This window comes from Pseudomonas sp. HD6515 (assembly GCF_024971855.1).
GTDB lineage: Bacteria > Pseudomonadota > Gammaproteobacteria > Pseudomonadales > Pseudomonadaceae > Aquipseudomonas > Aquipseudomonas alloputida.
On record NZ_CP079827.1, the window covers coordinates 518,803 to 541,426 of the forward strand.

At 62.1% G+C, this 22,624-nt stretch carries 17 protein-coding genes and 1 tRNA gene; 13 read left to right on the top strand and 5 right to left on the bottom strand.

What is annotated here, in order from left to right:
* The first annotated feature begins 130 nt into the window (after positions 1-130).
* Positions 131-595, top strand: a complete 465-nt coding sequence (gene bfr, locus KW568_RS02375; RefSeq protein ID WP_003255449.1) for a bacterioferritin — start codon at positions 131-133, stop codon at positions 593-595.
* Positions 596-667: 72 nt separating this feature from the next.
* On the opposite strand, the gene uvrA is transcribed toward bfr, so the two are convergent.
* Positions 668-3,502, bottom strand: a complete 2,835-nt coding sequence (uvrA, locus tag KW568_RS02380) for an excinuclease ABC subunit UvrA (protein WP_004576882.1) — start codon at positions 3,500-3,502, stop codon at positions 668-670.
* Between the two features lie 129 nt (positions 3,503-3,631).
* Between uvrA and KW568_RS02385 the strand changes: the two genes are divergently transcribed.
* Both KW568_RS02385 and KW568_RS02390 read left to right on the top strand, forming a co-directional pair.
* Positions 3,632-5,026, top strand: a complete 1,395-nt coding sequence (locus KW568_RS02385; RefSeq protein WP_004576883.1) for an MFS transporter — start codon at positions 3,632-3,634, stop codon at positions 5,024-5,026.
* 9 nt (positions 5,027-5,035) lie between these two features.
* Positions 5,036-5,581 carry a single-stranded DNA-binding protein gene (locus KW568_RS02390; protein WP_003255446.1) on the top strand — a complete coding sequence of 182 codons (546 nt, stop codon included), beginning with the start codon at positions 5,036-5,038 and terminating at the stop codon, positions 5,579-5,581.
* 90 nt (positions 5,582-5,671) lie between these two features.
* On the opposite strand, the gene KW568_RS02395 is transcribed toward KW568_RS02390, so the two are convergent.
* Positions 5,672-7,054 carry a PLP-dependent aminotransferase family protein gene (locus KW568_RS02395; RefSeq protein ID WP_259537533.1) on the bottom strand — a complete coding sequence of 461 codons (1,383 nt, stop codon included), beginning with the start codon at positions 7,052-7,054 and terminating at the stop codon, positions 5,672-5,674.
* A 200-nt stretch (positions 7,055-7,254) separates the two neighbouring features.
* On the opposite strand from KW568_RS02395, the gene KW568_RS02400 reads away from it, so the two are divergent.
* The 9 genes from KW568_RS02400 (at position 7,255) to KW568_RS02440 (ending at position 18,161) form a co-directional block, all read left to right on the top strand.
* Positions 7,255-8,040, top strand: coding sequence for a TSUP family transporter (locus KW568_RS02400; RefSeq protein WP_003255443.1), 786 nt, complete (start codon positions 7,255-7,257; stop codon positions 8,038-8,040).
* Between the two features lie 21 nt (positions 8,041-8,061).
* Positions 8,062-8,823 (top strand): SDR family NAD(P)-dependent oxidoreductase, encoded by a 762-nt coding sequence (locus tag KW568_RS02405; protein WP_004576896.1) that lies wholly within the window; start codon positions 8,062-8,064, stop codon positions 8,821-8,823.
* A 147-nt stretch (positions 8,824-8,970) separates the two neighbouring features.
* Positions 8,971-12,039 (top strand): formate dehydrogenase-N subunit alpha, encoded by a 3,069-nt coding sequence (gene fdnG / locus KW568_RS02410; protein WP_143494999.1) that lies wholly within the window; start codon positions 8,971-8,973, stop codon positions 12,037-12,039.
* The gene (gene fdxH, locus KW568_RS02415) at positions 12,039-12,989 is read left to right on the top strand and encodes a formate dehydrogenase subunit beta (RefSeq protein WP_003255436.1); all 951 of its coding nucleotides are present in this window, start codon (positions 12,039-12,041) and stop codon (positions 12,987-12,989) included. Before fdnG ends, fdxH begins: the two co-directional genes overlap by 1 nt.
* Positions 12,986-13,642: a formate dehydrogenase subunit gamma gene (locus KW568_RS02420; protein ID WP_003255435.1), complete on the top strand. Its 657-nt coding sequence runs from the start codon at positions 12,986-12,988 to the stop codon at positions 13,640-13,642. The genes fdxH and KW568_RS02420 overlap by 4 nt, the downstream gene beginning before the upstream one ends.
* Before the next feature lie 4 nt (positions 13,643-13,646).
* Positions 13,647-14,573 (top strand): formate dehydrogenase accessory protein FdhE, encoded by a 927-nt coding sequence (gene fdhE / locus KW568_RS02425; RefSeq protein ID WP_004576898.1) that lies wholly within the window; start codon positions 13,647-13,649, stop codon positions 14,571-14,573.
* Between the two features lie 139 nt (positions 14,574-14,712).
* On the top strand, positions 14,713-16,140 hold the full coding sequence (gene selA / locus KW568_RS02430) for an L-seryl-tRNA(Sec) selenium transferase (protein WP_004576899.1): 1,428 nt from the start codon (positions 14,713-14,715) through the stop codon (positions 16,138-16,140).
* On the top strand, positions 16,137-18,059 hold the full coding sequence (gene selB, locus KW568_RS02435; protein ID WP_003255430.1) for a selenocysteine-specific translation elongation factor: 1,923 nt from the start codon (positions 16,137-16,139) through the stop codon (positions 18,057-18,059). The genes selA and selB overlap by 4 nt, the downstream gene beginning before the upstream one ends.
* A gap of 6 nt (positions 18,060-18,065) precedes the next feature.
* A tRNA-Sec gene (locus KW568_RS02440) sits at positions 18,066-18,161 on the top strand.
* A gap of 106 nt (positions 18,162-18,267) precedes the next feature.
* Here the strand turns inward: KW568_RS02440 and KW568_RS02445 are convergent.
* Together KW568_RS02445 and KW568_RS02450 are read right to left on the bottom strand one after the other, a co-directional pair.
* A complete protein-coding gene (locus KW568_RS02445) occupies positions 18,268-19,266 on the bottom strand; it encodes an asparaginase (protein WP_011953333.1) in 999 nt (332 codons plus the stop codon).
* A gap of 63 nt (positions 19,267-19,329) precedes the next feature.
* Positions 19,330-20,772 (bottom strand): sodium:alanine symporter family protein, encoded by a 1,443-nt coding sequence (locus KW568_RS02450; protein ID WP_004576900.1) that lies wholly within the window; start codon positions 20,770-20,772, stop codon positions 19,330-19,332.
* Positions 20,773-20,950: 178 nt separating this feature from the next.
* On the opposite strand from KW568_RS02450, the gene KW568_RS02455 reads away from it, so the two are divergent.
* On the top strand, positions 20,951-21,760 hold the full coding sequence (locus KW568_RS02455; RefSeq protein ID WP_003255426.1) for a helix-turn-helix transcriptional regulator: 810 nt from the start codon (positions 20,951-20,953) through the stop codon (positions 21,758-21,760).
* An 11-nt stretch (positions 21,761-21,771) separates the two neighbouring features.
* On the opposite strand, the gene KW568_RS02460 is transcribed toward KW568_RS02455, so the two are convergent.
* Positions 21,772-22,617, bottom strand: coding sequence for an alpha/beta hydrolase (locus tag KW568_RS02460; protein ID WP_004576901.1), 846 nt, complete (start codon positions 22,615-22,617; stop codon positions 21,772-21,774).
* Between the last annotated feature and the right edge of the window lie 7 nt (positions 22,618-22,624).

Below are 22,624 nucleotides of genomic sequence, written 5' to 3' on the forward strand. Positions count from 1 at the left end.
GCGGTTTTTCAATGAATATCACTACTGTTTAACCGATTTTTTGCGTCTGATTGCGCGTTTTTCAGTGACCATAGGCAAAAGCTGGTTCACACTATGTGGCATAGACGTTTTCACATGGAGAATCAGGGCGATGCAAGGCCACCCGGATGTAATCAACTATCTCGTCACGCTGCTGAAGGGCGAACTGGCGGCACGCGACCAGTACTTCATTCATTCGCGCATGTACGAAGACTGGGGCCTGTCCAAGCTCTACGAGCGCATCAACCACGAGATGGAGGAAGAGACGCAGCACGCCGATGCCCTGATGCGTCGTATCCTCATGCTCGAAGGGACCCCTGACATGCGTGCGGATGACCTGGAGGTCGGTAGCACCGTGCCGGAAATGATCGAGGCAGACCTCAAGCTCGAATACAAGGTGCGCGGTGCGCTTTGTAAAGGCATCGAGCTATGCGAACTGCACAAGGACTACGTCAGTCGTGACATCCTGCGTGCGCAGCTGGCCGACACCGAAGAAGATCACACCTACTGGCTTGAGAAGCAGCAGGGCCTGATCAAGGCCATCGGGCTGGAAAACTACCTGCAGTCGCAGATGTAAGTTACCCACAGGCTCAAGTAAAAGCCCCTGGCACCCTCGGTACCAGGGGCTTTTTCATTGCGCTGGCAACACTTAGGCCCGGTCCCGCTCCAGCAATGGTTTCAGGTAATGGCCGGTATATGACTGCTTCATCTCGCTCAGCTCTTCTGGCGTACCGCAGGCAATGATCTGCCCACCCTTGGAGCCGCCCTCAGGCCCCAGGTCAACCAGCCAGTCGGCAGTCTTGATCACATCCAGGTTATGCTCGATCACCACCACGGTATTGCCGTGGTCGCGCAGGCGATGCAACACATCCAGCAGCTGCTGGATATCGGCAAAGTGCAGACCGGTAGTAGGTTCGTCGAGGATGTACAAGGTCTTGCCGGTATCGCGCTTGGACAGCTCGCGCGACAGCTTCACCCGCTGCGCCTCACCGCCGGACAACGTGGTCGCTGATTGCCCCAGTTTGATGTACGACAGGCCCACATCCATCAACGTTTGCAGCTTGCGCGCCAGCGCCGGCACCGCATCGAAGAACTCTCGGGCATCCTCGATGGTCATTTCCAGCACCTCGTGGATGTTCTTGCCCTTGTACTTGATCTCCAGGGTTTCGCGGTTGTAGCGCTTGCTCTTGCACACGTCACACGGCACGTAGATGTCCGGCAGGAAGTGCATTTCCACCTTGATCAGGCCATCGCCCTGGCAGGCCTCGCAACGGCCCCCCTTGACGTTGAATGAGAAACGCCCCGGACCATAACCACGCGAGCGTGACTCCGGTACACCGGAGAACAGCTCGCGGATCGGGGTGAAGATGCCGGTGTAGGTCGCCGGGTTGGAGCGTGGTGTGCGGCCGATCGGGCTCTGGTCGATATCCACCACCTTGTCCAGGTGCTGCAGGCCGTCCATGCTGCTGTGCGGTGCGGCTTCCAGACTGCTTGCGCCATTGAGTGCCGTGGCGGCCAAGGGGAAAAGGGTGTTGTTGATCAGCGTCGATTTGCCCGAGCCGGATACACCAGTCACGCAGGTCAGCAGGCCGATTGGTACTTCCAGGTCGACGTTCTGCAGGTTGTTGCCACGCGCGCCTTTGAGCTTGAGCTGCAGCTTCTTGTTGCGCGGCGTGCGCTTGGCCGGCACGACGATCTTCTTGCGCCCGGACAGGTACTTGCCAGTCAGCGAATCGGGATGGTCCATGACCTCCTGAGGCGAGCCCTCGGCGACGATCTGCCCACCGTGAACACCGGCGCCCGGGCCGATATCCACCACGTAGTCGGCCAGCCGAATGGCGTCCTCGTCGTGTTCCACCACGATCACCGTGTTGCCCAGGTCGCGCAAATGGTTGAGGGTGGCCAACAGGCGGTCGTTGTCGCGTTGATGAAGGCCGATGGACGGTTCATCGAGGATGTACATCACCCCCACAAGACCGGCGCCGATCTGGCTGGCGAGTCGGATACGTTGCGCTTCACCGCCGGACAGGGTGTCGGCGCTACGATCCAGGGTCAGGTAGTCGAGGCCGACATTGACCAGGAACTGAAGTCGTTCGCAGATTTCCTTGAGGATTTTTGCCGCGATTTCGCCACGCCGGCCAGTAAGGGTCAGTTGACCAAAGTAGTTGCTGGCTTCACCGATCGGCAAATTGGTTACCGCCGGCAGGGTTTTCTCGCCCACCCACACATGGCGCGCCTCGCGGCGCAGGCGCGTACCCCGGCAATCCGGGCACGGTTGCGTACCAAGGAACTTGGCCAGTTCTTCACGCACTGTGGCCGATTCGGTTTCGCGGTAGCGGCGCTCAAGGTTCGGCACAATGCCTTCGAACGGGTGCGATCGCTTGACGATATCGCCTCGGTCGTTGAGGTATTTGAAGTCGACACTCTGCTTGCCGCTGCCCTGCAGGATCACCTTCTGGTGTTCGGCCAACAGCTCACCGAATGGCTCCTCCAGGCTGAAGCCGTAGTGCGCTGCCAACGAACCGAGCATCTGGAAGTAGTACACGTTACGCCGGTCCCAGCCGCGGATCGCGCCTTCGGCCAAGGTCAGTTCGGTGTTGACCAGGCGTTTGGTGTCGAAGAACTGCTTGACCCCCAGGCCGTCGCAAGTCGGGCAAGCGCCAGCCGGGTTGTTGAAGGAGAACAGCTTCGGTTCCAGCTCGCTGATCGCGTGGCCGCACACCGGACAGGCGAAGCGCGCGGAGAAGATCGTCTCTTCGCCTTGTTCGTCGTCCATCGGTGCCACCAGGGCAATACCGTCGGCCAGCTTCAACGCGGTCTCGAACGATTCGGCCAGGCGCTGTTGCAGGTCGGCGCGGACTTTGAAGCGGTCCACCACCACATCGATGCTGTGCTTCTTCTGCTTGTCCAGCTTGGGCAACTCATCGAGTTCGTAGAGCTTGCCGTTGACCCTGGCCCGCACGAAGCCTTGGGCCCGAAGCTCGTCAAACACTGCCAGGTGCTCGCCCTTGCGCTCGCGCACCACCGGCGCGAGCAGCATCAGCTTGCTGCCTTCCGGGCGCTCCAGCACCAGGTCGACCATCTGGCTGATCGTTTGCGCCTCCAGCGGGATATCGTGGTCCGGGCAGCGTGGAGTACCGACGCGGGCGTACAGCAGGCGCAGATAGTCGTAGATTTCGGTGATGGTGCCGACCGTGGAGCGCGGGTTGTGCGAGGTCGACTTCTGCTCGATGGAAATCGCCGGTGACAGGCCTTCGATGGTGTCGACGTCGGGCTTTTCCATCATCGACAGGAACTGCCGGGCGTAGGCCGACAGCGATTCCACGTAGCGGCGCTGGCCTTCGGCGTACAAGGTATCGAACGCCAGGGACGACTTGCCGGAACCGGACAGGCCGGTGATCACGATCAACTTGTCCCGGGGCAGGGTCAGGTCGATGTTCTTCAGGTTGTGGGTACGTGCCCCACGAATCAGGATCTTGTCCACTGCGGCCTCGCTTGGCGGGCATAAACAAGGAAGTATACGGCGCGCCAGTATGACGCGGCAAAGCGTCGCGTTGATGCCGTCAAGCTGTCGGACTGATAGAATCGCCGCCGGTTCACACGAGGTTAATCCATGCACGACACCCACAACGAGCGTATGAGTGGCGGCGAAACCCGCGCCGCTGGCGGCCTTGCCCTGGTCTTTGCCTTTCGTATGCTGGGCATGTTCATGGTCTTGCCGGTACTGGCCACCTACGGCATGGACCTGGCTGGTGCCACGCCTGCCCTGATCGGCCTGGCCATTGGTGCCTATGGCCTGACTCAGGCGGTATTGCAGATCCCGTTCGGGATGGTTTCTGACCGCATCGGTCGCCGACCGGTGATTTATCTGGGGCTGGTGATCTTTGCCCTGGGCAGTGTGCTGGCGGCCCAGGCTGACTCTATCTGGGGCGTGATTGCCGGGCGCATCCTGCAGGGCGCGGGGGCAATTTCTGCCGCGGTGATGGCACTGCTGTCGGACCTCACCCGCGAACAACACCGGACCAAGGCCATGGCCATGATCGGCATGAGCATCGGGCTGTCGTTTGCTGTCGCCATGGTCGTTGGTCCATTGCTGACAAGTGCCTTTGGTTTGTCAGGTTTGTTCCTGGTTACGGCCGGGCTTGCCTTGGTCGGCATCCTGTTGATCGCGTTTGTCGTACCCAACACCCACAGCATTTTGCAGCACCGCGAGTCGGGGGTGGCGCGCCAGGCCATCGGCCCGACACTGCGTCATCCGGACCTTCTGCGCCTGGACATAAGCATTTTCATCCTGCACGCCGTCCTCATGGCCAGCTTCGTTGCGCTGCCACTGGCGTTCGTCGAGCGTGGCGGCCTGCCCAAGGAGCAGCACTGGTGGGTGTACCTGACTGCGCTGTTCATCTCATTTTTTGCAATGGTCCCGTTCATCATCTACGGCGAAAAAAAGCGCAAGATGAAACGAGTGTTGGCCGGCGCAGTCAGTGTCCTGCTGCTGACAGAGATATACTTCTGGGAGTGGGCTGACGGTTTGCGCGGACTGGTGATTGGCACCGTGGTATTCTTTACCGCATTCAACCTGCTGGAGGCTTCGCTGCCTTCTCTGGTGAGCAAGGTATCGCCTGCCGGTGGCAAGGGGACGGCAATGGGGGTGTATTCCACCAGCCAGTTCCTCGGTGCAGCGTTAGGCGGGATCCTTGGCGGCTGGTTGTTCCAGCACGGTGGGCTGAACACGGTGTTCCTCGGTAGCGCGGTGCTGTGTGCTATCTGGCTGATCGTCGCCTTGCGCATGAACGAGCCGCCATATGTGACCAGCCTGCGCATGCCCCTGACGCCTGAGGCGGTCCGGGAAGCCGGCCTGACCGAGCGCCTGATGGCCGTGCCGGGTGTGACCGACGTTGTGGTGGTGGCAGAAGAAGCCGCCATCTATATCAAACTGGATACGAAAATTTTGGACCGTGCGACCCTCGAGCGACTGGTGAATCCAGCCTCTTCGGCGTGCGAAGCCTAGGAGAACGTTATGGCCCGTGGGGTTAACAAAGTCATTCTGGTCGGTACCTGTGGCCAGGATCCCGAAGTCCGCTACCTGCCCAACGGTAACGCCGTGACCAACCTGAGCCTGGCCACCAGCGAGCAGTGGACTGACAAGCAGTCGGGCCAGAAGGTCGAGCGTACCGAGTGGCACCGTGTGTCGCTGTTCGGCAAGGTTGCCGAAATCGCTGGCGAGTACCTGCGCAAGGGTTCGCAGTGCTACATCGAAGGCAAGCTGCAGACCCGCGAGTGGGAAAAAGACGGCATCAAGCGCTACACCACCGAGATCATCGTCGACATCAACGGCACCATGCAACTGCTCGGCGGTCGTCCGCAAGGCCAGCAGCAGGGCGGCGACCCATACAACCAGGGTGGCGGCAATTACGGTGGCGGCCAGCAGCAACAGTACAACCAGGCACCGCCACGCCAGCAGGCCCAGCGCCCGCAGCAGGCCCCTCAGCGCCCAGCGCCGCAACAGCCTGCGCCGCAGCCGGCGGCTGACTTCGACAGCTTCGATGACGATATTCCGTTCTGATCAGAGCGGTAAGGCGTTCAGCAAGACCAGAAACCCAGGGCAGTTGCCCTGGGTTTTTTTATGGGCAGCACCGCGTATCTGGCATCGCTTTCAGTAGAACAACCGCGGCTCCGCCGAATCCAGCAGGCTTGCCAGCTTGGTCAGGGCAAAGCCCAGTGCCTGGCGGCTGGGTGCCATCAGGGCGATGCGCACACCGCTGGTGGGGTGGCTGCGTTCTGGCAGGAACTGGCTGCCGCTGACCACCGTTACGCCGTTATCACGCGCCAGGTTGGCAAACTCGTCGCTGGTCCACGGTTCTGGCAGCTCCAGCCAGATATGGAAGCTGTGAGGCTGGGTGCGGATCTTGTATTGGCCAAGAATCTCCCGGGCCATGTGCTGGCGCGCGGCCGCCTCCTGTTGCTGCATACGCACCAGCTGGTCGGCTTTGCCGCTGTTGATCAGGTTACTGGCCAGTTGCGCCATCAGTGGCGATGGCATCCACACGCTGCTGCGTACCATCGATGATAACCGCGACAGGGTTTGCGGCGGGGCGTACAGGTAGCCGATGCGCAGTGCCGGCAGCACGCTTTTGGACAGGCTGGTGAGGTACACCGAGCGTTCAGGCGCATACGCTGCAAGCGGCTTGTAGCCCGGGTCGGGCTCGAGAAAACCGTAGATATCGTCATCCACGATGAACAGGTCGAACTCACGGGCGATCTCGGCGATAGCCTGACGCCTTGCTGGGGGCATGATCGAGTTGGTCGGGTTCTGGTGCGTGGTGACGCACACCAGCAGGGAAGGGCGGTGTTCCAGGCAGGCCGCGCGCAATGCCTCCGGGATGAGCCCGTGTTCGTCCATGGCGACGCTGCGCAGGCGCCGGCCCAGGCTGTGGGCCAGGGATATGATGCCCGGGTAGCAGAGCGACTCGCACAGCACCACATCGTCACTCTTCGACAGGCTGCTGATGGCCACCAGCAGCCCATGCTGGGCGCCAGCAGTCAGTACCACCTGCTGCCAGCGAGCATCAGGCAGCCAGCGCTGTATCCAGGTCGCACCGGCTTGTTTGTGGGACGTGTGGCCACCTTCTGTCACATAGTCGAGTACCTGCCCCAAGTCAGAGGAGGCGGCCAGTTCGCGGATAGCCGTGCCTAGCCACTCGCTCATGTGAGCGTCGTTGGGCTTGATGATCGAGAGGTCGATCTGGCTACTCTCGCCGGCAATGGGTGTGGGCACCGACGGGGCGGGTAATGGCTGCCGCAGTTGCCTGACAAATGTGCCTCGGCCTACCTCGCCAGCCACCAAACCACGCTTGGCTGCTTCGTCGTAGGCCCTGCCAACCGTGCCGGGGGTTACATTCAGCGCCTCGGCGAGGTCCTTGAGCGTGGGTAAGCGATCGCCTTCTGCAAGCCGACCACGTTCGATGTCCTGTTCAAGGGCATCAGCGATCATCAGGTAAACCGGCTGTGTTTGATGGCTGTATTGGGGGACCCACATGGAGATGGCACCAGGCTCTGCAAGAGCGCGAAAGCCTAGCATGAAAGCTCGGATGCAGGTAATGATGGTAATTGGTTAAATTGAGTTGAATTTATTTTAGATTGAATCGATTCAATTTTTGAAATTACAATCATCGCACCGATCAGGCCAGCCGCTCTCAGGCTGCGCCTGGCATAACGCTCCACTGGATGGACTTTGCTATGGACATGTTGGGTTCTTACTGGGCGGAGCACGGGTTGCTGGCAATCCTCATGCTTGGCGCGATCGCTTTTGTTGCGGGCTTCGTTGACAGCATTGCCGGGGGTGGAGGTTTGTTCCTGGTGCCGGGTTTTCTGCTGGTTGGCATGCCGCCCCAGGTGGCACTGGGCCAGGAAAAACTGGTCAGTACCCTCGGCACGCTGGCGGCTATCCGCAACTTCCTGGCCAACAGCAAGATGGTCTGGCAGGTAGCGTTGGTCGGGGTGCCGTTTTCGCTATTAGGCGCCTACCTGGGGGCTCACCTGATCGTATCGATCTCGCAGGAAACGGTGGGCAAGATCATCCTGGCACTGATCCCCCTCGGCATTCTCATTTTCCTTACCCCCAAGGATCGTCCGGTCGAGGAGCGCGAGCTGTCTTCGCGAATGCTGTACACCGTAGTGCCGTTGACTTGCCTGGTCATCGGCTTCTATGACGGCTTCTTCGGCCCCGGTACCGGCAGCATGTTCATCATCGCTTTCCATTACCTGCTGCGCATGGACCTGGTCTCCAGTTCAGCCAACTCCAAAACCTTCAACTTCGCTTCCAACATCGGTGCTTTGGTGGCGTTCGTCAGCGCAGGCAAGGTCGTCTACCTGCTGGCATTGCCACTTGTGGCCTGCAACATCCTCGGTAACCACCTGGGCAGTTCCCTGGCCTTGCGTAAAGGCAACGACGTGGTGCGCAAGGCGTTGGTGTTCTCGATGCTCTGTCTGTTCATCAGCCTGGGCGTGAAGTACCTGACCTGACCCATTGATAGGAGATAACCAATGAAAACCGCATTTGTAACCGGTGCTTCCTCAGGCTTTGGCCGCGCCATCTGCTGCACCCTGATCGGCAAAGGCTACCGTGTGGTCGGTGGCGCCAGGCGCATGGACAAACTGAAAGCACTTGAGGACGAACTGGGCGTCAATTTCATTCCGCTGGCGCTGGATGTCACTGACCCCGAATCGCTCGAGAAGGCGGTCGAGCAGCTGCGTGAGGCGTCGCTGCAGATCGATCTGCTGGTCAACAATGCGGGGCTGGCGCTGGGCGTGGACCGTGCCCAAACCAGCAGTGCCGCAAACTGGCAGCAGATGATCGACACCAACATCACCGGCCTGGCCATGGTCACCCACAAGATCCTGCCGCAAATGGTGGAAGCCGATAGCGGCATGATCATCAACATCGGCTCGATCGCCGGCACTTACCCCTACCCGGGCGGTAACGTGTATGGCGCCAGCAAGGCGTTCGTCCGCCAGTTCAGCCTCAACCTGCGTGCCGACCTGGCTGGCACCCGCGTGCGGGTGAGCAATATCGAGCCGGGGCTGTGCTCAGGCACTGACTTCTCGGTGGTGCGCCTCAATGGCGACCTGGACGCCGTGCAGGCCTTGTATCGGGATGTAGAGGCCCTCCTGCCGGAGGACATCGCAGCAACGGTAGCCTGGGTTGCCGAGCAGCCGGCGCATGTGAATATCAATACCATCGAGATCATGCCTGTGGCGCAGAGCAGTGCGGCGCTGAATGTGGTGCGCAACTTGCCACGTGCCTGATCGGGGCCGCACCACTGACCCAGGTCATCGCACCTTCTGGATTCTTGACTAGTCTTATCCTTTGGCGGCCATCAATTGGCCGCCACCGTGACTACCAAGAGGCGCCGGCAATGTTCCGCGCGTCCACCACCTGATCAGGAGTGCACGATGGACCTGAACCGTCGGCAGTTCTTCAAGGTCGCCGCCGTCGGCCTTGGAGGCTCGAGCCTTGCGGCGTTGGGCATGGCCCCAACGCCGGCATTCGCCGAGCAGGTGCGTCACTTCAAGCTGGCGCATACCAAAGAAACCCGTAACACCTGCCCCTACTGTTCGGTCGGCTGCGGCCTGATCCTGTACAGCCAGGGTGATGCGGGGAAGAACGTCAAACAGAACATCATCCATATCGAAGGGGACGCCGACCACCCGGTCAACCGCGGCACACTTTGCCCGAAAGGCGCCGGCTTGCTGGACTTTATCCACAGCCCGAGCCGCCTGCAGTACCCCGAGGTTCGCAAGCCGGGCAGCAAAGAGTGGGTGCGGGTCAGCTGGGACGAGGCGCTGGACCGCGTCGCCGACCTGATGAAGCAGGACCGCGATGCCAACTTCATCGAGAAGAATGCCCAAGGCCAAACGGTCAACCGCTGGCTCACCACCGGTTTTCTTGCCGCTTCCGCTGCTTCCAGCGAGGCTGGCTACCTGACCCACAAGGTCATCCGCGCAACAGGCATGCTGGGGTTCGATAACCAGGCACGTGTCTGACATGGCCCGACGGTGGCAAGTCTTGCCCCGACGTACGGCCGTGGCGCCATGACCAACCACTGGTCCGATATCGCCAACGCGAATCTGGTCCTGGTGATGGGTGGCAACGCAGCAGAAGCGCATCCGTGCGGCTTCAAGTGGGTGACCGAGGCCAAAGCGCACAACAAGGCGCGGCTGATTGTGGTCGACCCGCGGTTTACCCGTACCGCTTCGGTGGCGGACTACTACGCGCCGATCCGTACCGGCACCGATATCGCCTTCATGGGCGGGCTGATCAACTACCTGCTCAGCAACGACAAGATCCAGCACGAGTACGTGCGCAACTACACTGACGTGTCGTTCATCGTCAAAGAGAACTATGGCTTCGAGGATGGCCTGTTCAGCGGTTACGACGAGGCCAAACGTGTGTATGCCGACAAGTCCGGCTGGGGTTACGAGCTGGGTGAGGACGGCTATGCCAAGGTCGACCCGACATTGCAGCACCCTCGCTGCGTGTTCCAGCTGATGAAGCAGCATTACAGCCGCTATACCCCGGAACTGGCGAGCATGACCTGTGGCATGCCACAGGACGCCATGATGAAGGTTTGGGAAGAGATCGCCTCCTGCTCGGTTCCGGGCAAGACCATGACGATCCTTTATGCGCTAGGTTGGACGCAGCATTCGATCGGTGCGCAGATTATCCGCAGTGCGGCCATGGTCCAGTTGCTGCTCGGCAACGTCGGCATGCCCGGAGGCGGGGTCAACGCCCTGCGCGGGCACTCCAACATCCAGGGCCTGACCGACCTCGGCCTGCTGTCCAACTCGCTGCCGGGCTACCTGACCCTGGCCGGTGACGCCGAGCAGGACTACGCCGCCTACATCGACAAGCGCGCTTCCAAGCCGCTGCGGCCTGGGCAGTTGTCGTACTGGCAGAACTACGGCAAGTTCCACGTCAGCCTGATGAAGGCCTGGTACGGCGCCAACGCCACGGCGGAAAACAACTGGGGTTATGACTGGCTGCCCAAACTCGATGTACCGGCCTACGACGTGCTGCGCATGTTCGAGATGATGGGCCAGGGCAAAGTCAATGGTTATATGTGCCAGGGCTTCAACCCGATCGCCGCGCTGCCGGACAAAAACCGCGTCACTGCGGCACTGGGCAAGCTCAAGTGGCTGGTGATCATGGACCCCTTGGCCACCGAGACCTCGGAATTCTGGCGTAACGTCGGGCCGTTCAACGATGTCGACACGGCCTCTATCCAGACCGAAGTAATCCGCTTGCCCACGACCTGCTTTGCCGAGGAAGACGGCTCGCTGGTCAACAGCAGCCGCTGGCTGCAATGGCACTGGAAGGGCGCAGACGGCCCCGGCGAGACGCGCACCGACGTGCAGATCATGAGCGAGCTGTTCCTGCGCCTGCGCCAACGTTACCAGGCCGAAGGGGGGGCCTATCCTGACGCGATAATGAATATCAGCTGGCCGTACAAGATCCCTGAAGAGCCCTCCCCGGAGGAGCTGGCCAAGGAGATGAACGGCTGGGCGGTGGCCGATGTCACCGACCCGACTGGCGCGGTGATCAAGGCGGGCCAGCAACTGGCGGGCTTCGGTCAGCTCAAGGACGACGGTAGCACCGCGTCTGGCTGCTGGATCTTTGCCGGTAGCTGGACCGAACAGGGCAACCAGATGGCTCGCCGCGACAACAGCGACCCGTATGGCATGCATCAGGTGCAGAACTGGGCCTGGGCCTGGCCGGCCAACCGCCGCATCCTTTACAACCGTGCCTCCAGCGACCCGCAAGGCAAGCCGTGGGATCCGGAGAAAAAGCGCCTGGTATGGTGGAACGGCAAGGCCTGGACCGGCACCGACGTGCCGGACTTCAAGGTCGACTCGCCGCCCGAAGCGGGGATGAACCCCTTCATCATGAACCCCGAAGGCGTGGCGCGTTTCTTCGCCATCGACAAGATGGCCGAAGGCCCGTTCCCTGAGCACTATGAGCCCTTCGAAACGCCGATCGGCATCAACCCGCTGCACCCGCAGAACAAGAAGGCCACCAGCAACCCGGCGGGGCGCATCTTCGATTCTGTGTGGGACACCCTCGGCACGCACGATGAGTTCCCTTATGCGGCGACCACCTACCGGCTGACCGAGCATTTCCACTTCTGGAGCAAGCATTGCCGGCTCAACGCCATTGCCCAGCCCGAGCAGTTCGTCGAGATAGGCGAGGTGCTGGCCAACGAGAAAGGCATCAAGGCCGGCGACCGGGTACGGGTGTCGAGCAAGCGTGGGCATATCGATGCGGTGGCGGTGGTGACCAAGCGGATTCGCCCGCTGCAGGTCAACAATCAGACCGTGCACCAAATCGGCATTCCGCTGCACTGGGGCTTCACCGGCGCTACCCGGCATGGCTACCTGACCAATACCTTGGTGCCGTTCCTCGGTGACGGCAATACGCAGACGCCAGAGTCCAAGTCGTTCCTCGTGAAAGTGGAGAAACTCTGATGGCCAGCCAAGACATCATCGCCCGCTCGGCCACCACTACCGTGCCGCCCTCGGTGCGTCAGCAGGAGGAGGTCGCCAAGCTGATCGACACTACCAAGTGCATCGGCTGCAAGGCCTGCCAGGTGGCGTGCTCGGAGTGGAATGAACTGCGTGACGAGGTTGGCCACAACCACGGCACCTACGACAACCCCCAGGACCTCACTGCCGAGACCTGGACACTGATGCGCTTTACCGAGCACGAGCGCGACGACGGCAACCTGGAGTGGCTGATCCGCAAGGACGGCTGCATGCACTGTGCCGACCCAGGTTGCCTGAAGGCCTGCCCGAGCCCGGGTGCGATCATCAAGCACGCCAACGGTATCGTCGACTTCAACCAGGACCACTGCATCGGCTGCGGCTACTGCATCACCGGCTGCCCGTTCAACATCCCGCGTATCTCGCAGAAAGACCACAAGGCGTACAAGTGCACCCTGTGTTCCGATCGCGTCAGCGTGGGGCTGGAGCCGGCGTGCGTGAAAACCTGCCCGACCGGGGCGATCGTGTTCGGCAGCAAGGACGAGATGAAAGTGCATGCGGCCGAGCGCATCGTCGATCTGAAGTCGCGGGGCTACGACAAGGCCGGGTTGTACGACCCGGATGGCGTCGGTGGTACCCACGTGATGTACGTGCTGCACCATGCCGACACACCGAAGCTGTATGCCGGCCTGCCGGACCAGCCAGTGATCAGTCCGTTGGTGGGGTTGTGGAAGGGCTTCACCAAGCCGCTGGCGCTGTTGGCCATGGGCGCGGCGGTGCTGGCGGGGTTCTTCCACTATGTGCGGATCGGCCCACAGCGTGTCGAGGAGGATGAACACCCGACACCGCCGGACGAAAGCGTGCATCAAGTGGACCCGTCGGTCCATGTCTATGATCCGAAGCAGCCCGGTGGGCAAGGGGAGCAGCGGCCATGAACGACAACAAACCCATCCTGCGCTACAACGCCAACGAGCGTAGCAACCACTGGGTGGTGGCGATCCTGTTCATCCTGGCTGGGCTGTCGGGGCTTGCGCTGTTCCATCCGGCGCTATTCTGGCTCAGCAACCTGTTCGGCGGCGGGCCGTGGACGCGCATTCTGCATCCCTTCATCGGGGTGGCGATGTTCGTGTTTTTCCTCGGCCTGGTATTGCGCTTCTGGCGGGCCAACTTCATCACCGCCAATGACCGCCTGTGGCTGCGCCGGGTGGACCGGGTAATGCGCAACGAGGAGGAGGGCGTACCGCCGATCGGCAAGTACAATGCCGGGCAGAAGCTGCTGTTCTGGACCCTGCTGGTGTGCATGCTGGTGCTGCTGGTCAGTGGCGTGGTGATCTGGCGCGCATACTTCAGCCATTGGTTTGGCATCGATGTCATTCGCTTGTCTGCGCTGCTGCATGCGCTGGCGGCCTTCGTGCTGATTCTCAGCATCATCGTGCACATCTACGCCGGTATCTGGATCAAGGGCTCGATCGGCGCCATGCTGCATGGTTGGGTCAGCCGCGCCTGGGCCCGCAAGCATCATGAGTTGTGGTACCGCGAAGTGACCGGCGACAAGACGCCGGGTGATCACGGACGAAAAGAAGGATGAGCGCTTGAGCATCATACTTGAACCCGGGCAGATCGAAGCGTCGGCAGTCACGCCGCCATTTCTGCACCTGCCTGCCGCCAACCTGTTTGAACTGCGTGCCGCGCGCCTGGAGCAACTGGCTGAGGGCAACGCGCTTGGCGACTACCTGAGGTTGATTGCGCGGTTATGCCGCATCCAGCAGCAGCTTGTGGATAATCCGCCCGGCGGCATACCGGTGGCCGAGGCGCGTCAGCGCCTGTGCATGGACCATGGTTTGCCGCCGCTGGCGGCTGACAGCCTGGTGCGTGAAGGGCCATGGCTGGTCTGGTTGCAGGCACTGCTAGAGCACCTCAGCGGCGAAACCCGTGGCCCGATGGGTGAGGCCCTGCAGGTGCTACGAGGCAGTGATGACAATCAGCGCAAGGGCTGGGGCATTGCTTTGCTGGCAGGCCAGTACGATGGTGTGCCTGCAGCACTGGTGCCGTTTCTCGGTGCCGCGTTGCAGGCGGCCTGGTCCAGCTGGTTGCTGGCGCTGCCCGCACACCAGCTCAAGCCTGCCGGCAGCCTGGCCCAATGCCCGGCTTGTGGTTCGCCGGCGATGGCCGGGGTGGTGCGCAACCGTGGAAAGCACAACGGCTTGCGTTACCTGGCCTGTTCGTTGTGTGCCTGTGAGTGGCATGTGGTGCGGGTCAAGTGTGTGTACTGCGAGTCGAGCAAGGATTTGCGTTACACCAGCCTTGAGGATGATCGCCATGCGCCAGGCAAAGCGCCGCTGCGCGCGGAATGCTGCCCCGGGTGCTACAGCTACCTGAAGCAGAACTACCTGGAGAACGATGCGGCGGCCGAGCCGCTGGCCGATGATCTGGCCAGCCTGGCCCTGGATATACGTCTGGACGGGGAGGGCTTCCATCGCCTGGCGCCCAACCTGATGCTCGCCCCGGGTAGTGGCTGAGGGTCTACACTGAAACACCGACTTGCCTTCGTACCTACAGGTAATTGCGCCAACCTTCCGGATCACGCTGTACTTGTAGGAGCGGGTTCACCCGCGAATGGGCCAGCACAGACAACGGATCAGTCCAAGGTAGTACCGCATGTCCAACAGCCTAGCCAGCGACACCCCACGCCTGCCGTCCATCGATACCCTCCTTCGCCACCCGGCTTGCCTCCCTCTGATCGATCGCCACGGCCGTGACGCCGTGCTGAATACCCTGCGCCAGTTGCTCGACGACCTGCGCGAGCCCGCCCGTCATGGCGAACTCGGCAGCGCCGAACTGGCTCCGGAAATCCTCCTTGGCCGCAGCGGCGAACGCCTCGTCCTCCAGCAACGCAGCCAGGTTCGCCGCGTGTTCAATCTCACCGGGACCGTGCTGCACACCAACCTGGGCCGCGCCTTGCTACCGGAAGAAGCCATCGAGGCCATGCAGACCGCGGCTCGTTACCCGCTCAACCTGGAATTTGACCTGGCCACCGGCAAACGTGGCGACCGTGATGACCTGATCGAAGGCCTGATCCGCGAGCTGACCGGCGCCGAAGCCGTCACCGTAGTCAACAACAATGCCGCCGCCGTGCTGCTAGCGCTCAACAGCCTGGGCGCGCGCAAGGAAGGCATCATCTCTCGCGGTGAACTGATCGAGATCGGTGGTGCCTTCCGCATTCCCGACATCATGGCCCGTGCCGGTGTGAAGCTGCACGAGGTTGGCACCACCAACCGTACTCACGCCCGCGACTACGAGGCCGCCATCGGCCCGCGCACCGGTCTGCTGATGCGGGTGCATTGCAGCAATTACAGCATCCAGGGCTTCACTACCCAGGTGCCTACTGCCGAGCTGGCACGTATCGCCCACCAACATCAACTGCCACTGCTTGAAGACCTGGGCAGCGGCAGCCTGCTCGACCTTACCCGCTGGGGCCTGCCCGCCGAACCCACGGTACGCCAGGCCCTGGCCGATGGTGCCGATATCGTCACCTTCAGTGGCGACAAGCTGCTGGGGGGGCCGCAAGCCGGGATCATCGTCGGCCGCAAGGACTTGATCACCAGGATCAAGAAAAATCCGCTCAAGCGTGCCTTGCGCGTCGACAAGATCACCCTCGCTGCACTCGAAGCTGTGCTGGCGCTGTACCGTAACCCCGATCGCCTGGCCGAGCGCCTGCCCAGCCTGCGCCTGCTGACTCGCAGCCAGGCCGAGATCCAGGCCCAGGCCGAGCGCCTGGCGCCTGAGCTCCAGGCGCGCCTCGGCGAGCAATGGGCCATCCGTGTAGAGCCCGCGTTGGGCATGATCGGCAGTGGTAGCCAGCCGGTTGCACGCTTGCCCAGTGCCGCGCTGTGCCTGCGCCCGCAAGTGTCCAAGAAGTTGCGCGGGCGCAGCTTGCATGTGCTGGAGCGCGCCCTGCGTGACCTACCGGTGCCGGTGCTGGGCCGCATTGATGACGATGCCCTGTGGCTGGACCTGCGCCAGCTGGATGACGAAGCCCAGTGGCTGGCCCAGTTGCCAGCCCTGCAGCTGGGGCCGGTGCAGTGATCGTTGGTACCGCTGGCCACATCGACCACGGCAAGACCGCACTGCTGCTGGCGCTGACCGGCCAGGCCGGCGACCAGCGGCAAGAAGAGCGCGCCCGCGGCATGACCATCGACCTTGGCTACCGCTATGCGGCGCTGAGCGAAGGCGCGCCGCTGACCGGCTTCATCGATGTGCCGGGCCACGAGCGTTTTATCCACAACATGCTGGCCGGCGCCCATGGCATCGACCTGGTGTTGTTGGTAGTGGCGGCCGACGACGGTGTCATGCCACAGACCCGTGAACACCTGGCGATCATCGAGCTGCTGGGCATTCCCCAAGCGTTGGTGGCGATCAGCAAATGCGACCGGGTCGAGCCGTCGCGTCTGGCCGAGGTGCAGATGCAAGTCAGTGAATTGCTGGCGCCTGGGCCATATGCCGGTGCGCGGCAGTTTCCGCTGTCGAGCATCAGCGGGGAGGGCGTGGACGCGTTGCGTCAGGCCCTGCTGGAGGCCGAAGCAGGAACACGGCAGCGTAGTGTCTTCGGTGGTTTTCGCCTGGCCGTCGACCGTGCCTTTGCGGTTACCGGCGCCGGTGTGGTGGTCACCGGCACGGCACTGGCCGGGCGGGTCAGTGCGGGTGATACGTTGTTGCTGGGCAAGGCCGGCAAGGTGGTACGCGTGCGTGGCCTGCATGCACAGAACCAGGCCGCGTTGGTGGCAGAAGCAGGCCAACGGGTGGCGCTGAACATCGCTGCCGAGCGCCTGGCCGTGGAGCAGGTGCACCGGGGCGACTGGCTGGTGCCCGAATGGTTGCATGCGCCCAGTGTTCGGGTGGATATCGAGCTAAACCTGTTACCTGGCGAGAAGCGTGCTTTCGAACATTTCAGTGCTGTGCATGTGCACCTCGGCACCCAGGATGTAACGGCCCGTGTCGCCTTGCTCGAAGGCGAAAGCCTGGCTGCCGGCCAACGCATGTTTGCCCAGTTGTTGCTCAACGCGCCGTTGCAGGCCGTGCACGGCGACCGCCTGGTGCTGCGCGATCAGCGCGCCCAACGCACACTGGGCGGCGGCAAGGTGCTCGACCCGTTCGCCCCAAGCCGCCAACGCCGCAGCGATGCCCGTCTGCAGCAGTTGCAGGTGCTGCGCGATGCAGCGGATCTGGAGCAGGCACTGCCAGCACTGCTTGCCAGTGCACCGGGCGGCATTAGCCCGCAGCGACTCGAGCGGCAGTTCAACCGCCTGCGGGAAACCTGGCAGTTACCGGATGATGTGCGGGTGGTGGCCACCCGGCAGGGCCAACTGCTGTTCGCCAACGCCCAATGGCAGGCGCTCAAGCAGCAGGTTCTGGAACAGCTGGCGCGCTTTCACGAGCAAGAGCCCGACCAGCTCGGCCCGGACCGCGATCGCCTGCGGCGCTTTGTAGCCTTGCCCCTGGAACGGCCGGCTTTCGTCAGCCTGCTGGATGAACTGCTCGACGACAGCGCCATCGCCAGCAGCGGGCCATGGCTGCATCTGCCCGACCACAAGGTGCAGTTGAGCGAAGCCGACAGTGCATTGTGGGCACGTCTGCAGCCGAAGTTGATCGCAGGGCAATACGACCCACCTTGGGTCAGGACGCTGGCGGGTGAGGAGAACCGTGCCGAAGCCGATGTGCGCCTGTTACTGCGCAAGTTGGCCCGGCTGGGCCTGGTGCATCAGGTGGTGCGCGACCTGTTCTATCCAGAGGCTACGCTGCAGCGCATGGCAGCGTTGATGCTGGGGCAGGCCAGCGAAACGCAGATAGTGCAGGTTGCCGCGTTTCGCGATATGTTGGGCATCGGTCGCAAGCGCAGTGTGCAGATTCTGGAATACTTCGACCGCATCGGTCTGACCCGGAGGGTGGCCGACCAGCGTCACATCCGCGCCGACAGCGCCCTGGCCCAACAGCAGGCCAGGCACTGAGTTCAAGGAAGGCAATCGCGCCCGGTGGCGCGGCCGGGCTTCAAACCCGGTTGGGGACGGCAGCCGTTCCCGGGCAGGTTCGACTCCCGCTGCCTTCCGCCATTTTTTCACCCTTTAGGGCCTCTTCGCGGGTGAACCCGCTTCTACACAGGAAACGCAATCGTCGTAGGCGCGGGTTTACCCGCGAAGAGGCCCTCAAAGGCGCTGATCAAGCCCGTTCGCCACACAGGTCCAGGACAAACCAGCGGTCTGCTGCGTCAGCATCCAACCCTGCGCCCAGTAGCGCCACCATCTTGCCCAGCGCTGCTTCACGGGTCATGCCACCGCCACTGACCAGGCCGGCCCCGCGCAAGCGGTTGCCCGCTGCATAGGTGTCGAACACCACCGAGCCTTCCGGGCACTGGCTGATAGCCGCCAGCATCACGCCGCGCTGGCGCGCTGCGCTCAGCACATTCAGCAGCGCCTGGTCATCCGATGGCCCGGTCCCGCTGCCGTAGCACTCCAGCAGCAAACCCTGCACACCACTGTCGATCAAGGCCTGCAAATGCCCGGCCTGAAGCCCCGGGAACACCGGCACAACCGCCAGGTTGACCGGTTTGCGCGGTTGCTTGTAGCCCAGCTCGGCAGGGATCGTATCGGCCCGCTCAGCGTCACGGTGGCGTGGCAGCGCAGCAAAGGCATCGAACGCTTCGCTGCGTAGCTTCGACGCCCGACAGCCATGCAGCAGCTGACCGTGGAAGTACAGCTGCACGCCATCTTCCAGGCCGTGTTCGAACTGGCGCAATGCGCCGCACAGGTTGTCCCAGGCATCGCTGTCCGGGGCACCTGCCGGCAGCATCGAGCCGGTCAGCACTACTGGTGCTGGCAGGCCCAGCAACAGGAACGACAACGCAGCAGCGCTGTAGGCCATGCTGTCGGTACCGTGCAGCACCAACACGCCATCGTGGCCCGCGACATCCACCGCCGCGACGATGGCATCGCGCATCGCCAGCCAGTTGTGCTGTTGCATATTGGCGCTGTCGAGCAGCGGGTTCAGCTCGTGCAGTGTCCATTGCACCTGGGGTGCATTGGCCATCTGGGCAAAGTGTTCACGCATCCGCGCGTCAAAACCACCGGCCGGTGCCAGGCCTTCGGGGGTTTCGAGCATGCCGATGGTGCCACCGGTATAGAGAACGAGAAGATTCTTTACTGCGCGCATGGAAAGCATCCGTAGCGGTGAGCGGACAAAGAAAAGCCGCCCGCGGAAGGGGCGGCTGGGCAGGGGAGGATATCAGCGCTGGGTCTGAACTTGGCCGACTGCGTTGTCAGTGGCTGTTTCCACCTGCGGATTGGCAGGCCAGGCATTGCGGTCCAGGTCCAGGTCGGCAAACTTGGACGAGTCGAACACAGGCTGCTTTACACCGGCCTTGCGCTGGTCGTCGTAGTCGCGCATGACCCGCAGGCCGACCTTGAACAGCAGGGCCAGGGCCACCAGGTTGACGAAGGCCAGGCAGGTCATGGTGATGTCGGCGAAGGCGAACACGGTCGACAGGTCTTGCATCGAACCCCACACGACCAGTGCCAGCACCAGGCCACGGAACACCATCAACACTGCGCGGTTACGGCTGAGGAATTGCAGGCTGTTCTCGCCGAGGTAGTAGTTGTAGAGGATGCAGGTGAAGACGAACAGCGACAGCGCCACGCTGACGAACACGCGCCCCCAGTCACCGACTACGGCGGCCAGCGAGTTCTGGGTCAGGACGATGCCGTCACCTTCGAAGCCCGGGGTGTAGAAGCCCGACAGCAAGATCAGCAAGGCGGTGCAGGTGCAGATCACGAAGGTGTCGAGGAACACGCTGAAGGCCTGGACCACGCCCTGTGCGCCCGGGTGTTTCACCGCGGCCACGGCGGCGACGTTCGGCGCGCTGCCCAGGCCTGCTTCGTTGGCGAACACGCCACGTTTCACGCCCATGACGATGGCGCTGCCGAGCAGGCCGGCAAACGCCGGGTCGAGGCCGAAGGCGCTCTTGAAGATGGTTTCCAGCATGGCTGGCACGTGTTCGATCTGGGTGCCGATCACGTACAGGGTCACGCCGATGTAGGCCAGGGTCTTGACGGGTACCAGCAGGTCCGACACCGCCGCGATGCGCTTGATGCCGCCGATGAAGGTGATGGCCAGCAGTACGGCCAGGACAATACCGGTGTGGCTTGGGTCGAAGGCAAAGGCATTCTGCAGCGAGTGGGTGACGGTGTACGACTGCAGGCCGATGAAGGCGAAGCCGTAGGTGACCAGCAGCAAGATCGAGAACACGATGGCCATGCTCTTGCGCTTCAGCCCGTGCTGGATGTAGTAGGCCGGGCCGCCACGGTACAGGCCGTCGCCATCAGCGCGCTTGTACACCTGGGCCAGGGTGCATTCGAAGAAGCTGCTGGACATGCCCACCAGTGCGGTAACCCACATCCAGAACACGGCACCAGGGCCACCCAGGGTCACTGCGATACCGACACCGGCGATGTTGCCGGCGCCCACGCGGCCGGCCAGGCTCAGCATCAGGGCCTGGAAGGAGCTCAGCTGGCCTGCCTGGCCACGCAGCGATTCCTTGAACACGCTGAACATATGGGTGAAGTGGCGGAACTGGACGAACCGGGAGCGGATGGTGAAGTAGCTACCCAGCCCGACGATCAGCACGATGAGGAGTTTCCCCGAAAGGAAATCGTTGATTACTTCGAGCATTGGAAAATGACCTCGATTCTTATTCTTCGTGTGGAAAGACCAGCGGACGGCAGGCGCACCGCTATTCGTTGGGGCGCATGGTTGGCTATGACAAGAGTGGTTACAATTTCGCGGATTGCTCTGACTTGATGCGACTTGATGCTACAATGGCGTCATTCGCGTCACCTGGATTCCGCATATGAGCGATCACTTCGCTACAAACCTCAAACTTGCCTGCAGTCACTACCGCTCTATTTCCGAAGTTTGCCGCCAGCTGTCGATCAACCGCGCGCAGTTCAACAAGTACCTGAGCGGGCAAAGCCGTCCGACGGCTTTCAACCTGAAGCGTATCGGCGACTTCTTCGGTGTCGAGGATTACGAACTGAACCTGCCCGCCGAGCAGTTCGCCCGTCTGATCGGTGCGCGGGTATCGCCCCAGGCCCAGCAACCCAGTGACCCGATCAGCGAGTTGTTCCGCCCGTTGCACGAACATGGCGGCAACCTTTCGCGCTATTGCGGTTACTACTTCGAGTACTCCAACTGCATGTCGGTGCCGGGCACGACCCTCGTGTCGCTGGTGCACCTGTGGGAAGAACGCGGCCGTTTTCTGTTCGAGCGTCAGGAACGGCAGGAGCGCTCCAGCGCCACCGATCAGCATGCCGAGGTACGCTGCCGCTACCTGGGGGCGGCGTTCCAGCTGCAGGACCGGATGTTCCTCATCGACTACGAGTCGCTGACATTCAACGAAATGAGCCAGACCATCCTCATCCCCAGCTTCAAAAGCCGCATTACCCGGCTGAATGGCCTGAAGGCCGGCGTATCCAGCGGTGACCGGCGCAACCCGGCCTGTACCCGGGTGGTGTGGGAATACCTGGGCGAGGAGATCAATCGCATCAATGCGTATCGGCAGGTGAAACTGTACCGGCCGGATGATCCGCGCATAGATGACGATGTGCGCGAGCGATTGAGCGTGGCGCCATTGCGCAATGGTCTGTTCGAGATCGAGTAATGCTCAACGCCTCAAGCATTGTCGAGGATGAACGTTGCTACTGCGTCCGCAACCTGGTCCGCTATTGTTGGAGTACTGCGCAAATGAGCCGCGATGCCATGGTCGCAGTCGGTAAGAAACAGGCATTGCAAACGTGACGCTGAAACTGCTCGCATCAAGGCGAGGGTAACTTCTTCAGGAATCGGGCTATAGCGTTCAGTGCCAGCAAGCCACAGGTTGCCAGCGCTGGTGCCGGGGCCTTTGCCGAATCGCTGAGAGTTGAGCCCGTCGTACTCGCCGATCACCATCAATACTCTTCCTCGAAACTGGTTGAGGAAGGTGTAGCTATCGCTCTCCAGAAAACCGAAAGGCTTGTTGATGGCGGCAGTGAATGCCGGGCCGAACGGCGCCTGGTGGGCATCGTCTGGATAAACAGCAGGGCAGATCAATACGATGCTGTCCACTTGTGGCAACTGTGCTGCAAGCTTAAGCGTAATGGCCGCGCCAAGGCTGTGGCCAATGAGCGTTCGGCATCGAGGCGCGATATGCGCGTGGAAACGCTTTGCTTCATCAAGGTTCGTCGCCAGTGACGGCGCCGTTGCGCCTGGCTCGCTGGCGAGGCTATGACCTGACAGATTGCCAGTGAGTGAACCAATGCCTGCGGTTTGCAGGCGATAAAGCAGAGGGTTGAGCCGGGTAAAGTCGGAACGCGCGCCCCCCAATACGAATGCGGGGGCTGCGCGCTCGATATCAGGTACCAGCAATCGCGCCTGTTGCTGGTAGTTTTCAAAGACTTCATTGATGAACAGCTCTTTGCCCGGGGCGGGCTCGTCAAACTGCCACTTCACGCGCTGCGGGGAAGCCTTTTGAATGTGCATGGTGCTC